Raw genomic sequence first — 16251 nt, 5'->3', positions numbered from 1 at the left:
CGGGAACGGGGGAAGGATTCGCCGGCCGCACGGGGGCGGCCGACGGATCGCCGTGCCCGCCGTCGTCGCAGCACCACGGGGGATGCGAGGACGACGGCGGGCACGGCACACCCCCCTGGCACGGGGGAAACGGGGGACACGGGGGAAACGGGGGAGGCGGGCCCGACGGGGGACACGGCGGGCCCGCGGGAACCGGCGTACCGGTCGGCGGCTTCGGGGGCGCGCACAGCGACGCCCCGGGAGAGCCCGGCCGGTCCGCCGGGTTCCCCGACGCCGGGCTCGACGGTGCGGCGGATCTGTATCTCTTCACCGCCGAGTCCGGCAGAGGACTGCGCCTGGTGGACACCTTCAGCGACACCTGGGGCTGGCATCCGCTCTCCGGTCCGCTCATGGGCAAGGTCGTATGGGCACTCTTCCGGCTGCGCTCCCTCTGACGGCCGCACACACGCGCCGGCACTCCTTACGCCACACCTCCTGACGCCGGTGCGCTGCGCGCTGGTGCACCGCACGTCGGCGCTCTGCACAGCTGCGCCGGGAACCGCGGGTGCGCCGGGAACCCCGTACTCCGCGCGCCCGTCACCCGCGTACGCCCGTCACCCGCGTACGCCCGTCACCGGGGCCGGAGACACGGGCGCCCCCGGCGGAACCCGTCGTGCGGTGGGTCCGTTCCCGGGGGCGGTGTCGGATACGGGTGGCACTGGATGGTGCTGAGTTGTACCGGATGGTGCTGTGTGGTGCCCAGGTGGTGCTGTGTGGTGCGGTGTGCGCATCAGTCCCGGCTGAGAGACAACGGTTCCGGCTGAGGGATCAGTCCCGGATCAGATCGTCGAACTCGCCGTCCTTGATGCCGAGCAGCATGGCTTCCATCTCTGCCGGGGTGTAGACGAGCGCCGGTCCGTCCGGGAAGCGCGAGTTGCGCACGGCGACATCGCCTCCCGGCAGTTTGGCGAACTCGACACAGGTTCCCTGTGAGTTGCTGTGACGGCTCTTTCTCCACACGACCCCCTGCAGGTCCCGGGCGGCCATGCCGTTGTACGCGTGAGGCACTTGGTTCTCCCGAACTCGTCAGGTGTGGGGGGCGCAGATCGACCGCCAGGAAAAGCGGCCAACTGCCCGGGATCATAACCGCGTTCACGTGCTCTTGCATGTGCCGATGCACGTGCACGACCCCCTGTCGTGAGGCCATCACAGCCGGTCAAAGCGGGTTGCTCACTGCTTCGAGCCCGTCACGCCTGGTCTCGGTCGGCGGTCGCGCCGGGCGTGCCCCGGCACCTCTGCGGACGCTCCCGGCGGCTCCGTCGCCTGAGCGCCTCTCCGGGGCGCCTTCCCCGGCACGCCGCGTCCACTCCACGCAGCACGGCGACGCACCGGCCGTCAGCGGCGGATGAGCCCCAGGTCGGTGGCGGTGGCGACGGCTGCGGTACGCGAGTCGACACCGAGCTTGGCGTACACCCGGGCCAGATGGGACTTCACGGTGCCCTCGGTGAGGTGGAGGCGACCGGCGATGCCCTGGTTGGACAGCCCCTCGGCGACCAGCGCCAGCACCTCCGTCTCCCGGCGGGTGAGCGCGGTGGCCGGATCGCGCAGCCGGCTCATGATCCGGTCGGCGACGGCGGGCGCGAGGGTGGTGCGTCCGGCGGCGGCCGTGCGGACGGCGGCGGCCAGCTCCTCCGGCGGGGCGTCCTTGAGGAGATAGCCGGTGGCACCCGCCTCGATGGCCGGCAGGGTGTCGGCGTCGGTGTCGTAGGTGGTGACGACGAGGACGCGCGGGGCGCCGGGCCGCGCGGTGATCGCGGCCGTCGCCTCGGCGCCGCTCATCCCGGTCCCGAACCGCAGATCCATCAGCACGACGTCGACGCCGCCGGCCGCCGCACGCTCCACCGCCTCGGCGGCCGTCGCCGCCTCCCCCACGACCGTCAGGCCGGGCTCGGTCTCCAGCACCGCACGCAGTCCGGCGCGGACCACGGGATGGTCGTCGGCGAGCAGCAGCCGAATGGACCGGACAGGCGCCTCCGCTTCCGGCACCGTGCCTTCCGCCGGGCCGGTACCGGTTCCGGACGGGCCGGTACCGGGTCCGGGCGAGTCGGTACCGGGTCCGGGCGAGCCGGACGGGCCGGTTCCGGACGGGCCGGTGCCCTCGGACGGATCGGGGCCGGTCGCGGACGGGTTCATGGGCGGGCCTCGGCAGGGTCGTCGTGGGTGGTGCCGGCCGGGGTGGCGAGCGGCAGCCGGGCCGTCAGCACGGTGCCGCGGCCGGGCGCGGCGTCGACGGTGAGGGTGCCGCCGAGGGCCCGCATCCGGGCGTGCATGGCGGCGATCCCGAAGCCGCCGGTGGCCGGGTCGGGCGCAGGCAGCCGGCCCGGGTCGAAGCCCACGCCGTCGTCGCGGACCTCCACGACGACCGCGCCCTCGCCGTGCGCGAGCGTGACCTCGGCGCCGCTCGCACCCGCGTGCCGGGCGGTGTTGGAGAGCGCGGACTGGGCGATGCGCAACAGCGCGACCTCGTGCGCGGTCGGCAGCGGGGCGGCGGGGCCGGTGAGGTGGAAGCGGACGGCGAGCGGATGCCGGGCGCTGACGTCGGCGCACAGCCGTTCCAGCGCGCCGGCCAGGGTGCCGCCCGCCAGGGACGGCGGGGACAGGGCGGCGACGAACCGCCGGGCCTCGGCCAGATTGTCGACGGCGGCGCCACGGGCCCTGGCGATGTGCCCGGCGGCGGCCTCGGTGCGCTCCGGAAGGGCCCGTTCCGCGGCCCGTAGCAGGAGCTGGATGCTGGTCAGGCCCTGCGCGAGGGTGTCGTGGATCTCCCGTGCCAGCCGCTCGCGTTCGGCCAGCGCGCCCGCGGTGTGCTGGGCGGCGGCCAGATCGGCGCGGGTCGCGGTCAGCTCCTCGATCAGCCGGCGCCGCTCCTCGCTCTCCCGGTAGAGCGCCTGGTAGCCGCGGACGACGGCCACGGCGACGGCGGCGCCCAGCGCGGGCCCGATCGCGACGGCCGGGGTGAGTCCGCCCTGGTGCGCCGAGAAGGCGGTGATCGCGGCCAGCGCGGTGGCGGCGACGGCCGCCTCACCGACCCGGCGCGGCAGCAGGTGCAGCTGGAGGAAGTAGAGCGGGAACGCCAGCCAGACGCCGTCCGCCGAGAACACGAGCAGCACCAGCCACACCGCGCCGACGGTGCCCAGCCACACCGCGGCGGCCCGCCGCGAGCCGCGCACCCGCGGCAGCGCGGGACCGGTCGCGTACGCCGCACCCAGCGCGGCACACAGCACCAGCACGGCCGCGGTGGACGACGTGCCGTCCAGCACGGCCCGGCCGGCGGTCAGCGCCAGCAGCCCGGCGAACAGCAGGTGCAGACACCAGGCCAGCGGCCGGGTGGTGGGCGTCAGCATGCTCCCGGCGCCCGCGGCCCCCGCCCCGCGCCCGGCGCCTGCCGTGCGTCCGGTGTGCCCGGCGGGTCCCGTACATCCGGTGTGCCCCGCAGGTTCCGCCCGTCCGGTGGACCCGGTGCCTTCCGCGGGGCCGGTGTGCCCGGTGCCTTCCGCGGGGCCGGTGCGTCCCGTGCGCCCGGCGCCTGCCGTGCGGCCGGCGTCCTCAGCACCCGTCGAGGCCCGCTCCGGGTGCTCGGTGGCCTCGGCGTTCGCTGTGCTCTCCGCGCCCGCGGTGCGCTCGGCGTGCGCAGCAGCCTTCGCGGGGCGCTCGGCGTTCTCAGGGTTCACGGTGTGTTCCAGCGTACGGAAGGGGCGGAACGGCGGCATCGGTCGAAAGATGCAAACCGGTGGCCATCCTTCGGCCCGTGAAGTCCTCACCTGGGCGCGATGCCCTCGGCGGGCCCGGCGGACGACCGTGGGGCGTGTGCTGCCCGGGCCGCCGGGCCGGGCAGCCGGACCGGGCGGGCAGACCGCAACGGAGCGCCGTACAGGAAGGGCCGGGCATGTTCGTCGCCTGGAGGGATCTGAGGTTCGCCAAGGGGCGGTTCGCCCTGATGGGGACCGTGATCGTACTCATCACGCTGCTGGTCGGACTGTTGTCCGGGCTGACCGCCGGGCTGGGCCGGCAGAACATCTCCGCCGTCACGGGGCTGCCCGCCGACCGGATCACCTTCGCGGCGCCCGGCGACGGCCAGGACCTCTCGTACTCCGACTCCTCCCTCACCCGCGCCCAGGTGGCGCGCTGGGCCGAGGCCCCCGGGGTGCGCTCCGCCGAGCCGCTGGGCATCGCGACCACCAAGGCCGCCGCGGGCGAACGCAGTGCCGGGGTGTCCGCCTTCGGTGTGCGGCCCGGTTCGGCGCTGGCGCCGGAGAGCGGCCGGCTCGACGGGCGCTCGGCGGTGCTGTCCACGGCCGCCGCCGACGATCTCGGGGTGCGGGCCGGTGACGCGCTGACGCTGGCCGGGCGGAAGCTGACGGTGGCCGCCGTGCGCGGTGACGCCTCCTTCAGCCACACCCCCGTCGTGTGGACGGACCTGTCGACCTGGCAGCGGACGGCACCCGGCGACGGAGGACGGCCGCCCGCCGCGACCGTCCTCGCCCTGCGGACGGGGTCCGGCTTCGACGCGGCGGACGGGGACGCGAAGGCGGGCACCCGGACCGTCACCAAGGACGAGTCGCTGAGCGCCATCGGCTCCTACAGCTCCGAGAACGGCTCGCTCCAGCTGATGCGCGGCTTCCTGTTCGCCATCTCGGCCCTCGTCATCGGGGCCTTCTTCACCGTGTGGACGATCCAGCGCAGCGGGGACATCGCCGTCCTCAAGGCGCTCGGCGCCTCCACGGCCTCGCTGCTGCGCGACGCCCTCGGCCAGGCCGTGGTGCTGCTGGCCGGCGGCACCCTCGCCGGTACCGGGCTCGCCGTCGCGCTCGGCGCCGCGATCACGTCCTCGGGCGCGGGCGTGCCGTTCGCGCTCTCGGCCGGCACCGTGCTGGCCCCGGCCGGCGTGATGATCGTGCTCGGCGCCGCCGGGGCCGCGCTGGCCGTCCGCCGTATCACCTCCGTCGACCCGCTGACCGCCCTGGGGAGCGTCCGATGAGCCTGCGACTGCACGAGATCACCCTCACCTACCCGGACGGCGACGGCCGGCTGACCGCGCTGGACTCCGTCGGCCTGGAGGTGGAGCGCGGCGGGCTCACCGCCGTCGTCGGGCCGTCGGGCTCCGGCAAGTCCAGCCTGCTCGCCGTCGCCGCGACCCTCATCACGCCCGACTCGGGGACGGTGACGGTCGACGGGACGGAGACGACGGGGCTGAGCCGCGGCGAGCTGGCCGAGCTGCGCCGGCACCGGATCGGCATCGTCTTCCAGCAGCCGAATCTGCTGCCTTCGCTGACCGCCGTCGAGCAGTTGCAGGTGATGGCGCGGATCGACGGGCGCTCGCCGGCGCGGGCGCGCTCGCGGGCCATGGAGCTGCTGGACGCGGTCGGCCTGGCCGGGCAGGCGGGCCGCCGGCCGCACCAGCTGTCCGGCGGCCAGCGGCAGCGCGTCAACATCGCCCGGGCACTGATGAACGAGCCGACGGTGCTGCTCGTCGACGAGCCGACCAGCGCCCTCGACCACGAACGGGGCGCCGCCGTCCTGGAGTTGATCACCCGGCTCACCCACCGGTGGGCGACCGCGACGGTGCTGGTCACCCACGACCGCAGCCAGCTCACCGCCGTGGACCGGGTGGTGGAGGTGCGGGACGGCCGGCTGGGCGAGCCGGTGGCGGGCTGAGCGCCCCGGGCCCGGCCGGGCCCGGACAGTTGACTTGAAGTTAGCTTCAAGTTCTAGCTTCTGGGCATGAGCATGGAGATGACCGCGTGGAACGCGCTCTACAACGCGAAACACGCCCACCAGGACCAGCACCCGTTCTCCGCGGCCGCCGTGCGCCGCATCGTGCGGTTCGCCCACCGCCACCACCGCAAGCTGCTCGCCTTCCTGCTGCTCAGCAGCGTGCTGGCGGCGCTGACCGTGGCCACGCCGCTGCTCGCCGGCCGCGTCGTCGACGCGATCGTGCACCGCGCGCCGCTGGGCACCGTGCTCGGCATCGCCGCCGTGATCGCCGTCATCGCGCTGGCCGAGGCCGGCGTCGGGCTGCTGACACGCTGGCTGTCGGCCCGTATCGGCGAGGGACTCATCCTCGATCTGCGCACGGCCGTCTACGACCACGTCCAGCGCATGCCCGTCGCGTTCTTCACCCGCACCCGCACCGGAGCCCTCGTCAGCCGGCTCAACAACGATGTGATCGGCGCCCAGCGGGCGTTCAGCAGCACCCTCTCGGAAGCCTTCAGCAACCTGGTCACGCTGCTGCTCACGCTCGTGGTGATGCTCAACCTCTCCTGGCGGATCACCCTCGTCACGCTCGTCCTGCTGCCGCTGTTCGTCCTGCCGGCCCGGCGGATGGGCACCCGGCTGGCGCGGCTGGAGCGCGAACGGGCCAACCACAACGCCGTGATGAGCACCCAGATGACCGAGCGGTTCTCCGCGCCCGGCGCCACCCTCGTCAAGCTCTTCGGGCGGCCCGAGGAGGAGTCCGGCGCGTTCGCCGCGCGCGCGGGGCGGGTGCGGGACATCGGCGTACGCACCGCCATGGTGCAGGAGGTGTTCTTCACCGCGCTGACCCTGGTGGCGGCCCTCGCCCTGGCCCTCGTCTACGGGCTCGGCGGCTATCTCGCCCTGCGCGGCAGCCTCGAACCGGGCGCCGTCGTCTCCCTCGCCATGCTCCTCACCCGGCTCTACGCCCCGCTCACCGCGCTGGCCAACGCCCGGGTGGAGGTGATGAGCGCGCTGGTCAGCTTCCAGCGGGTGTTCGAGGTGCTCGATCTCAAGCCGCTGATCGAGGAGAAGCCGGACCCCGAACCGGCGCCGCAGGGGCCCGTCTCCCTCGAATTCGACGAGGTGCGCTTCAGCTACCCCTCGCCCGAGAAGGTCTCGCTCGCCTCGCTGGAAGAGGTCGCCACGCTCGACAGCCGCGGCGGCGAGGAGGTGCTGCACGGCATCTCCTTCCGCGCCGAGCCCGGCGACATGGTCGCCGTCGTCGGCTCCTCCGGCGCCGGCAAGTCGACGCTCGCCGCGCTCGCACCCCGGCTGTACGACGTGGACAGCGGCGCCGTACGCCTCGGCGGCGTCGACGTGCGCGATCTGAGCGCCGAGGCCGTCCGGCAGACCCTCGGCATGGTCACCCAGGACGGGCACCTCTTCCACGACACCATCCGCGCCAACCTGCTCCTGGCCCGGCCCGAGGCGAGCGACGAGGAACTGTGGGACGCGCTGCGCCGCTCCCGGCTCGACGGGCTCGTCGCCGCGCTGCCCGACGGGCTCGACACCCTCGTCGGCGAACGCGGCTACCGCCTCTCCGGTGGCGAACGCCAACGGCTCACCATCGCCCGGCTGCTGCTGGTCCGGCCCCGCGTCGTGCTGCTCGACGAGGCCACCGCGCACCTGGACTCCACGTCCGAGGCCGCCGTGCAGGAGGCGCTGGCCGAGGCGCTCGAAGGGCGCACCTCGCTGGTCATCGCCCACCGGCTGTCGACCGTCCGGGCCGCCGATCTCATCCTCGTCCTGGAGGACGGCCACATCGTCGAGCGCGGCACCCACCCCGAACTGCTCGCCGCCGGCGGCCGGTACGCACAGCTGTACCGCACCCAGTTCGCCCAGTCCGCACAGTCCTCACCGTCCGCACAGTCCTCACCGTCCTCACCGTCCTCGGAGTCCGACCAGCTCGACCGGTCCGAACGGTCCGAACCGTCCGAGCAGTCGGGTCGGCCGGGCCGCTCCGACCGGCCCGCGGCGGACGCCGCCGCCCCAGGCGACGCGGGCGCGCCGGCCGGGGACGCGGCGCCCGCGGCGAACTGACGGCGGGTCAGCCGGGCGGGTCACCCGCCCGGTCCCGCCCGGCGCGCGGGCGGATGCGGCGCGGCACACGCTGAGCAGTGGACCGTCCGGCGGCCGGACGGTCCCAGGCCGTCGCAGCACCCCGGAAGGACACCCGCCATGAGCTCCAGCCTGAAGGACCTGACCCGCTGCTCCGTCGCCGTCGACCTGGGCGCGGCCAGGACCCGCGTCCATGTGAAGGGCACGGGGCTCATCGTCGACCAGCCGTCCGTCGTCGCCGTCAACACCCGCTCGGGGGCGCTCATCGCCGCGGGTGGCGCCGCCGCACGCATGGACGGGCGCACCCCCCGGCACATCCGGGTCGTGCGGCCCGTCTGCGGCGGCACCGTCGTCGACATCGACATGGCACAGCGCATGCTGCGGGCGCTCGTCGGCGACCAGCTGCGGGGCGTCTTCCGGCGCCGGGCCTTTCTGCGGGCCGTCGCCACCATCCCGCACGACGCCGATCCGCTCGCGCACAGCGCCGCCGTCGAGACGCTCACCGGCGTCGGCGCCAAGAGCGTCGAACTCGTGGACGCGCCGACCGCCGCCGGCATCGGCTGCGGACTGCCCGTCCAGCGGCCCGAAGCGACCATGATCCTGGTGTGCGGCGCGGCCACCACACAGGTCGCGGTGCTCTCCCTCGGCTCGATCGTCGCCGCCGGGACCGTGCACCTGGGCGGGGACACCATCCACAACGCCGTCGTGCAGTACGTCCGCAACCGGCACGAACTGCTGCTGCCCAGCCAGGCCGTGCGGCCCCTGCACCTGGCGCTCACCCAGGGTGTCCAGGGGCCCACCGAGGTCCTCGGCCGCGATGTCGTCACCGGGCTCGCGCGCACCGTCACCATCGACCCGGACGACGTCCGCAGCGCCGTGCAGACCCCGATGACCGGGCTCACCGACACCATCCGCGCCGTCCTGCACCGCTGCCCGCCCGACCTCGTCGCCGACCTCGCCGAACGCGGCATGGTGCTGGCCGGCGGCAGCGCCGTGCTGCCCGGGCTGGACGAGCGGCTGCGGGAGTGCACCGGCATGCGGGTGCGGGTCGCCGACCGGCCCGAACTCAGCGCCGTCGACGGCCTCGCCGCGCTGATGGACGGCCGTGTCCCGGCGATCACCGCACCGCCCGCGCGGGGCGGGCGCTCCGGCACCGTCCGGCTGCGGCGCCGCCGCCCCGCGGCACAGGGCGCGGCCGGATCCGGCCCCGAGACGTCCGGCGACGCACCGGACGCCTCCGAGGCACGGAACGACCGGCCCACCGGCGGGGGCACCACCCCGGAACCGGTCGGCGACAGTTCGTCCGACGGCGAGCGGGCCATGCCGGAGGCGCGCACTCCGGCGCCCGGCACGGCCGGCCCCGCGGCCCCCTCCCCGACCTGATCCCGCCCGCCCCCGCCGGGCCACCGGCTCCGCCCGGGAGCGGCCGGATCAGCCGGAAGCGGCCGGACCAGCCCGGCAGCAGCCGGACCGGCCCGGGAGCAGCCCGAGAGCGGCCGGTTCAGAGTGCGCCGAGGACGTGATCCCGGGGGGCGTACGGCCCGAAGAGGTCGATGAGACGCATCCGGGTGCGTTGCAGCCGCTCCCCGATCACGGCCGCGACGGCATGCGTGAACACCAGCCCCAGCTCCTTGTCCTCCTCGCACAGCGTCCGCACGGACAGCGCATCGAACTCCAGCGCCCGCACGGGACTCTCCGCCTGAGCGCCGAGCGTCCACACGTACGGCCGGAACATCCAGTGCCAGCCGAGCAGTTCGCCGTGGCGCACATGGTCGATGACGACGTCCCGGTGGCCCGGCACATGCATGTCCAGTGAGGCCGATCCGGTGTGCAGGATCCAGAAGCGGTCGGCCCTGCCGCCCTCTTCGAAGATCCGCTCCCCCGCCTGGAAGTGCACTTCGCTTCCCAGGGCCCGCAGTCGCTCCCGCTGCTCGGGTTCCAGCTCCCCGAGCAGACCCGACATGGTGTGCATCGCCCCGCCTCCCTTCGCCCGGCCGTGCAGCGCACGACCGCGGAGTGGGTGCGTATCCGGCATGTTTTCCAAAGCTCGCAAATACGCACGTCACGGCCATTTCACGGTACCTCGCCTCACTCGAACAGGCGAGCTCGTGAGACGGGAGTCTTTCCCCGGCGCGACGGGTGCCGGAAGGGACTTCGGTCCCGGACGGCCCGGCCGGACGGGACGGTCCGTCGGACCCCGGACGTACCCTCGGCCCCATGTGCAGGAGCATCAAGACACTGCGTCCGCCGTACGCGGAGGCCGTCACCGAGGCGGACGTCCACGCCGCGGCGTTGCAGTACGTCCGGAAGGTGTCCGGCTTCCGGCAGCCGGCCGCACACAACCAGCAGATCTTCGACGAGGCCGTCGAGCGGATCGCCGCCGCCACCCGGGAGCTGCTCGACGGGCTCGTCGTGCGCGCCCCGGGCCGGTCCACCACCGCAGAACCCGGTTCCGGCTCCGTCCCCCACCACTGACCACGGCTGCACGCCCCGACGGCACCGCCGCCGGACGGCGGGCCCGCACGCGCCGGCCCGCGGCCTCCGGCGGCCGGGGAGGTGGGCCGCCCGCCGCGGGTCCTCTAGGGTGAGCCGGACGGTACGCGGGCCCCGGGCGGCGTACCGGCGCGGCCGGCCCGGCACGGGACGGCCGCCGGGAGTCGCGTCGCCGGCGCTCCGCCCCGGGCGGAGGGCAGGTCCGGCCGGGAAGCACGGGAAGGAAGGGGCTGCCGCCATGCGCCACCGCGTGCCGCAGCGCTCTCCCGGCTCCCCGCACCGCCGCCCGCTCGCCACGTTCCTCACCCTGCTGTGGGGCGTCCTGCTGCTGGTGGCGGGCGTCGGCACGGTCACGGCCGCAGCCGACGACCCGACGGGCCCGGGAACCGGCGCCCCCGCTTCCGCCGCCACCCCGCACGGCGCACCGGCGCGCCCCGCACCGGTCCGCCCCGCGCGCGGCCACCCGGCCGCTGCCGAAGCACCCGGCGCGGGCGCGGTCCACGGCCACGGCCACGGCCACACCGTGCAGGCGGCGCACACCGCACTCGTCCCCGCCTCGCACGAGGCACGGCTCGCCGGTCATCCGCCGCTCCCCACGGCCCTCCCCGTGCGGGCCGTACCGGACGACGAGCCGCCGCTGCCGAGCGCCCTCGTCGCCGGCCCCCGCCAGGAGCGGGCACCGCCGCAGAACGACGACTCACCGCGCTCGGCACGCGGTCCCCCGGCGCTCCGGAGCAGTTGACGCCTGTCAGCGCCCACTGCCCCGCTCCGCTCCCCCGCTCGCACCCCGCGCCCGCCCGGCGCCCGGCACACCCCGCGGTGTGCCGGCACCCCGCCGGGCGACGCCGCGCGCCCGCGCACGGAACCGCCCCACGCGAGGGCTTCCCTCCGCACGCGGCCCCCGCACGAGGGCTCTGCGCACCAGGCCCCCACGAGGACCTTCCACGCGAGGGCCTTCCGCACGAGAGCCTTACGCACGGGAGCTTCCGCGTGCGGACCGTCCTACGAGGGCCTTCCGCACAGGGCTTTCCGTGCAGGGCTTTCCGTGCAGGGCCTGTCGTGCAGGACCGCGTGCAGGGCCTGCCGTGCGCGGGCCCCGCGCCGGAGGCCCCGTGCGCGGGCCGCGCACCGTCCGGCGGCGGACCGTCCCGAGACGGTGACGGTCCGTGCCGCCGTGGGCGACGCGGGACGGGAGCGGACGAGGCCGTGGGCTGATCCCCGCGTGCCGTGCCGTGCCCCGCCGTGCGGTCCGTGCCCCGCCGTCGGCGCCGGGCACGACCGCCGACGCCGCGGCCGGTGCGCCCTCCCCGCTGGAGTGATCGTGTCCCGTACACCGACCCCGCGCGAGCCCGGTGCCGCGCGCTCGTCCCGCGCCTCGCGCGGCGGTTCCCGTCCCCCGCGTCCCCGCAGCGGGGGCGCCGCCGCGCCTCCCGGGGGCCGGCGGCGCTCCCGGGCCCCGCTGTGGCGGGCGCTGCTGGCGTTCGCCGTCGTGGGGCTCTCGTTGTTCTTCGCGCTGACGTCACCGGCCCGGCTGGGCCTGGACCTCCAGGGCGGCACCCGGATCGTCCTGGAGACCCGGGACGGGCCCGGCGTGCGGGCGGACGCGAAGGCGACGGACCGTGCGCTGGAGGTGCTGCGGCAGCGGGTGGACGCGCTGGGCGTCTCGGAACCGTCGCTGTCGCGCTCGGGCGAGAACCGGATCGTCGTCGAGCTGCCGGGGGTGCAGGATCCCCGCGAGGCGGCCGAAGTGATCGGGCGTACGGCCCAGTTGACCTTCCATCCGGTGGAGGCCGCCGTCCCGGCCGGGGAGGCGAAGAAGGAGAAGCCCGACAAGAAGGGCAGCAAGGGCGCCCGTGTGCTGCCGGACCCGGATGCCGAGGGGGCGGCGCTGCGGCTCGGTCCCGCGGCGCTGACCGGTGAGGGCGTGAAGGAGGCGGAGCCGCGGTTCGACACGGAGACGGGCAACGGCTGGAGCATCACCGTCGACTTCCGCGGTGGCGCCTCCGACTCCTGGGCGAAGCTGACCGGGGACGCCGCCTGCGAACAGCCGGGCGATCCGGCCCGGCGGGTGGCGATCGTGCTGGACGACCGCATCATCTCGGCGCCGAACATCCAGGAGAGCGTCGCCTGCAAGACCGGCATCACCGGGGGCAGCACCCAGATCACCGGCTCCTTCGACGACGAGGAGGCGCACGATCTGGCGGCCCTCATCAAGGGCGGTGCCCTGCCCGTCCCGGTGGAGGTGGCCGAGCAGCAGACGGTGGGGCCGACGCTGGGCGCCGACGCGATCGAGGCGAGCGCCCGGGCCGCGGTGATCGGGCTGGTGTGCACGGCGGTGTTCATCACCGTCGTCTACCGCCTGCTGGGGGCGCTGGCCACGGTGGCCCTGGCGCTGTACGGGCTGATCTCGTACGCGTCCCTGGTCGCCCTCGGCGCCACCCTGACCCTGCCGGGTCTGGCCGGTTTCGTGCTGGCCATCGGTATGGCCGTGGACGCCAACGTGCTGGTCTTCGAGCGGGCCCGGGAGGAGTACACCCGGCCGCGGCTGCGCAGCAGGCGCGCCGGGGCGGGTACCGGCGAGGACGGTGACGAGGAGGACGGCACGGCACTGGACGCGCTGCGCGACCGCGAGTTGAAGCGGGCGCTGCGGGTCGGCTTCCGGCAGGCGTACAGCGCGGTGATCGACTCCAATGTCACCACGCTGCTCGCCGCCGGGCTGCTGTTCTTCTTCGCGACCGGCCCGGTGAAGGGCTTCGGTGTGACGCTCTCGCTGGGCGTGCTGGCCTCGATGATCTCGGCGATGGTCATCACCCGGGTGCTGGCCGACTGGGCCGTGCGGCGCCGCCCGGTACGGCGCCGGCCCGGTGTCACGGGGCTGACCGGCGCGGCCCGGCTGCGTACCCGGCTGTCGGCCGGGAAGCCGCGCCTGGCGCACCGGCCGGGGCTGTGGCTCGGTGTGACGACCGGTCTGGTGCTGGCGGCGGTGGCCGGGCTGGTGGTGCGCGGCCCCGAGTGGGGCGTCGAGTTCACCGGCGGCCGCATGGTGGAGTACACGACGAGCCGGACCGTGGACGCGGACACGGCACGGGCCGCCGTCGCGGACGCCGGCTTCCCGCGTGCCGTCGTGCAGGAGTCCGGCGACGACGGCGTCTCGGTCCGCACGGAACAGCTCACCGACGACCAGCAGGAGCGGATCCGCGCGAGCCTGGAGCCGGCGGGCGGGAAGGTGTCCGTCGAGCGGGACGAGATGGTCGGGCCGAGCCTGGGCAGCGAGCTGCGGGACAAGGCGCTGATCGCGCTGGCCATCGCCGTGGGAGCCCAACTGCTGTATCTGAGCATCCGGTTCCGCTGGACGCTGGCGACGGCGGCCGTGGTGGCGATGGTGCAGGACGTGCTGCTGGTGGTGGGCCTGTTCGCCTGGCTGGGCAAGCCGGTGGACAGCGTCTTCCTCGCCGCGGTGCTCACGGTGATCGGCTACTCGGTCAACGACACCGTCGTCGTCTTCGACCGGCTGCGCGGCATGCGGCGGGTGGACCGCGACACCCCGCTGCCGGACCTCGCCGACGCCGCCGTCATGCGCACCCTCCCGCGCACGGTGAACACCGGCATGGGCGCGATGTTCATCCTCATCGCGCTGGCGGTGCTGGGCGGGGACTCGCTGACGGACTTCTCCGTCGCCCTGCTGGCGGGCGTCACGGCGGGCATGGCCTCCACGGTGCTGACGGCCACCCCGCTCGCCGTCCTCCTGGAGCGCCGCCACCCGGAGCAGCGCACCGGGGGCTCCCGGCGGACGGGCCGCGAGGCCAGGGAGCGGAAGGGCTCGGGCGCGGTGGTGTGACCGAGCGGTGCCGTCCGGGACGCCCGGCCGCGGGCGTCCCGGACGGCGCTCAGCCCCCGTCCGCCTCCGCACCGCCGCCGCGCCCGCCGCCCCCGCGGTCGCGGTTCCCGCCGTCGCTGCCATCGCTGCCGTCGCCGCCGTCGCCGTGCTCGCCGTCCTCCCGGTCCGCGTCCTCGAAGCGCCGCAGATGTGCCACGACGTCGTCGGCGAAGCGGCCGAGCAGCCGGCCGAGGTCGCGGCGGTCCTCCTCGGACCAGTGCGCGAGGGCGTCGACGAACCAGCCGAGCACGGTGCCCAGATAGCGCTCGGCCGCCTGCCTCCCCTCGTCCGTCAGCTCGACGAGCCGGGCACGCTGATCGCCCGGGTCGGTGACCCGGTGCACGAGGCCGCGCTGCCGGAGCCCGTTGACCTGCCGCGTCACATGCGGCCCGACCACCTGCAAGCGCTCGGCGATCTCCCCCACCCGCAGCGGCCGTTCGGCGCTGTGCAGGGTGATGAGGACCGACATGGCGGGGCGGTCGAGGCGGACCCCGGCGGCGTCCATCGCGCGCTCGACCAGCCGGCCCCGGGTCACCACGTGGCTCAGCCGGGTCAGCCGGGGCAGGAATTCCAGGAGTCCGGGCACCGGCGGCGGCTGCTCGCCGGAGCCGCCGCCGGGTCGTGTGGTGCCGCCCGGGGGACGGCCGGGGGGTTCGCTGGGGGGCATCGTCGCTTCCTTAGTTACCTAACTTAGGTATATGTTTTCTTGGGGCGTCCGCCACCGGCCGCCGCCCGAAAGAAGCTATCCCCATCTCGTACCGGGCCCCTCGCACGGGGCGGACCGGGAGAGGACGACCCATGCCCAGCACCCAGCCCACCGGCCGCACCGCCCGCACGGTCCTCGTCTCCGGCTCCGGAATCGCCGGACCGGCCCTCGCCCACCGGCTCCACCGGTACGGCTTCGAGGTGACCGTCGTGGAGAAGGCGGACGCCGTCCGCGACAGCGGCTACCCGGTCGACATCCGCGGCACGGCGCTGGAGGCCGTGCGCCGCATGGGGCTGCTGCCCCGTATGCGGGAAGCGCACATCGACACCCGGCGCCTGACCTTCGTCGACGCCGAGGGCGCGACCGTGGCCGTCCAGCGCCCCGAGTCCCTCACCGGCGGGGTCGCGGGCCGGGACATCGAGATACGCCGCGGCGACCTCGTCACGATCCTGTACGAGGCGGTGCGCGACGACGTCGCGTACCGCCTGGGCGACTCCATCGCCGCCCTGCACGAGCACGCGGACGGGGTGGACGTCACCTTCGACAGCGGCGCCCGGCACACCTACGACCTCGTCGTCGGCGCCGACGGCATGCACTCCCGCACCCGTCGCCTCGCCTTCGGCACCGCGGCACACGTCCAGCGCCATCTCGGCTACTGCTTCGCCGGGTTCACCGTGCCCAACCACCTCGGGCTCTCCCACGAGGGCGTCGTCTGCAACACCCCGGGCCGGGCCGCGATCCTGTACGGGCCCGGCGACACGAGCCGGCTGCACGCCTTCCTCGCCTTCGCGCACGACGAGCCCTCCCGGGAGCTGCTGCGCGACCCGGCGGCCCAACGGGAGCTGACCGCCTCGGTGTTCGCCGGCGGCGGGTGGGAGGTGCCCCGCATGCTGGACGGGCTGCGCACCGCCGACGACCTGTTCTTCGACGCCGTCGGGCAGATCCGGATGTCCGACTGGTCGCGCGGCCGGGTCGCGCTCGTCGGGGACGCGGCGCACGCGCCGTCGTTCCTGTCCGGCCAGGGGTCGAGCCTCGCGCTGGCCGGCGCCTATGTGCTCGCCGGCGAGCTGGCCACGACCGGTGGACACCGGGCGGCCTTCGCGGGATACGAGCGGACGATGCGGAAGTTCGTGGAGCTGAACCAGGACCTCGCACCGGGTGGCGCCGCCGCGCTGCTCCCCCGCACCGCGGAGGAACTCGCCCGGCGCGACCGGGCCCTGCGCGCGCCGGCACAGCCGCGGGACAACGGCGGCGATCCCGCGCACACCGCGCTCACGCTGCCGGACTACCGGCGCTGAGGGACGAGCCGGCCGCGCGGTGCGCCGCCGGGGCCCAGGTCCGC

Annotated in this window: 12 protein-coding genes and 2 pseudogenes; 9 read left to right on the top strand and 5 right to left on the bottom strand. The window is 75.2% G+C overall.

The window, feature by feature from the left end:
- Nucleotides 1-305: 305 nt before the first annotated feature.
- A pseudogene (locus SCA03_RS36370) lies at nucleotides 306-434 on the top strand (ATP-binding protein); the annotation flags it as partial.
- Nucleotides 435-807: 373 nt separating this feature from the next.
- Here SCA03_RS36370 and SCA03_RS20155 read toward each other — a convergent pair.
- The 3 genes from SCA03_RS20155 to SCA03_RS20145 all read right to left on the bottom strand — a co-directional run bounded on the left by SCA03_RS20155 (nucleotide 808) and on the right by SCA03_RS20145 (nucleotide 3383).
- On the bottom strand, nucleotides 808-1047 hold the full coding sequence (locus SCA03_RS20155; protein ID WP_030891057.1) for a DUF397 domain-containing protein: 240 nt from the start codon (nucleotides 1045-1047) through the stop codon (nucleotides 808-810).
- A 327-nt stretch (nucleotides 1048-1374) separates the two neighbouring features.
- Nucleotides 1375-2025, bottom strand: a complete 651-nt coding sequence (locus SCA03_RS20150) for a response regulator (RefSeq protein ID WP_030891056.1) — start codon at nucleotides 2023-2025, stop codon at nucleotides 1375-1377.
- A gap of 143 nt (nucleotides 2026-2168) precedes the next feature.
- Nucleotides 2169-3383 (bottom strand): sensor histidine kinase, encoded by a 1215-nt coding sequence (locus tag SCA03_RS20145; protein WP_086817985.1) that lies wholly within the window; start codon nucleotides 3381-3383, stop codon nucleotides 2169-2171.
- A 542-nt stretch (nucleotides 3384-3925) separates the two neighbouring features.
- On the opposite strand from SCA03_RS20145, the gene SCA03_RS20140 reads away from it, so the two are divergent.
- The 4 genes and pseudogenes from SCA03_RS20140 to SCA03_RS20125 form a co-directional block, all read left to right on the top strand.
- On the top strand, nucleotides 3926-5017 hold the full coding sequence (locus tag SCA03_RS20140; RefSeq protein WP_086817984.1) for an ABC transporter permease: 1092 nt from the start codon (nucleotides 3926-3928) through the stop codon (nucleotides 5015-5017).
- Nucleotides 5014-5694: an ABC transporter ATP-binding protein gene (locus SCA03_RS20135; protein WP_086817983.1), complete on the top strand. Its 681-nt coding sequence runs from the start codon at nucleotides 5014-5016 to the stop codon at nucleotides 5692-5694. Before SCA03_RS20140 ends, SCA03_RS20135 begins: the two co-directional genes overlap by 4 nt.
- Before the next feature lie 66 nt (nucleotides 5695-5760).
- Nucleotides 5761-7815: an ABC transporter ATP-binding protein gene (locus SCA03_RS20130; protein ID WP_086817982.1), complete on the top strand. Its 2055-nt coding sequence runs from the start codon at nucleotides 5761-5763 to the stop codon at nucleotides 7813-7815.
- A 138-nt stretch (nucleotides 7816-7953) separates the two neighbouring features.
- Nucleotides 7954-8943 (top strand): annotated as a pseudogene (locus SCA03_RS20125) (rod shape-determining protein); the annotation flags it as partial.
- A 391-nt stretch (nucleotides 8944-9334) separates the two neighbouring features.
- On the opposite strand, the gene SCA03_RS20120 reads toward SCA03_RS20125, so the two are convergent.
- Nucleotides 9335-9805, bottom strand: a complete 471-nt coding sequence (locus tag SCA03_RS20120; RefSeq protein WP_030892245.1) for a Crp/Fnr family transcriptional regulator — start codon at nucleotides 9803-9805, stop codon at nucleotides 9335-9337.
- 245 nt (nucleotides 9806-10050) lie between these two features.
- Here SCA03_RS20120 and SCA03_RS20115 point away from each other — a divergent pair, with 245 nt between their 5' ends.
- The 3 genes from SCA03_RS20115 (at nucleotide 10051) to secD (ending at nucleotide 14164) form a co-directional block, all read left to right on the top strand.
- Entirely contained in the window at nucleotides 10051-10308 is a 258-nt protein-coding gene (locus tag SCA03_RS20115) for a DUF2277 domain-containing protein (protein WP_051857210.1), read from the top strand.
- Between the two features lie 256 nt (nucleotides 10309-10564).
- Entirely contained in the window at nucleotides 10565-11068 is a 504-nt protein-coding gene (locus tag SCA03_RS20110) for a hypothetical protein (protein WP_086818160.1), read from the top strand.
- 717 nt (nucleotides 11069-11785) lie between these two features.
- Complete coding sequence (gene secD, locus SCA03_RS20105) at nucleotides 11786-14164, top strand: protein translocase subunit SecD (protein ID WP_170298182.1); 2379 nt, start codon at nucleotides 11786-11788, stop codon at nucleotides 14162-14164.
- A gap of 49 nt (nucleotides 14165-14213) precedes the next feature.
- On the opposite strand, the gene SCA03_RS20100 is transcribed toward secD, so the two are convergent.
- Nucleotides 14214-14870 carry a MarR family winged helix-turn-helix transcriptional regulator gene (locus SCA03_RS20100; RefSeq protein WP_141275547.1) on the bottom strand — a complete coding sequence of 219 codons (657 nt, stop codon included), beginning with the start codon at nucleotides 14868-14870 and terminating at the stop codon, nucleotides 14214-14216.
- A gap of 131 nt (nucleotides 14871-15001) precedes the next feature.
- Here SCA03_RS20100 and SCA03_RS20095 point away from each other — a divergent pair, with 131 nt between their 5' ends.
- A complete protein-coding gene (locus SCA03_RS20095) occupies nucleotides 15002-16207 on the top strand; it encodes an FAD-dependent monooxygenase (RefSeq protein WP_086815479.1) in 1206 nt (401 codons plus the stop codon).
- The last annotated feature ends 44 nt before the right edge of the window (nucleotides 16208-16251 follow it).

The organism is Streptomyces cacaoi (genome assembly GCF_006539165.1).
In the GTDB taxonomy this organism is placed as follows: domain Bacteria; phylum Actinomycetota; class Actinomycetes; order Streptomycetales; family Streptomycetaceae; genus Streptomyces; species Streptomyces cacaoi.
The sequence above is the reverse complement of the archived record's forward strand: the minus strand, read 5'-3'. Positions and strand labels throughout refer to the sequence as shown.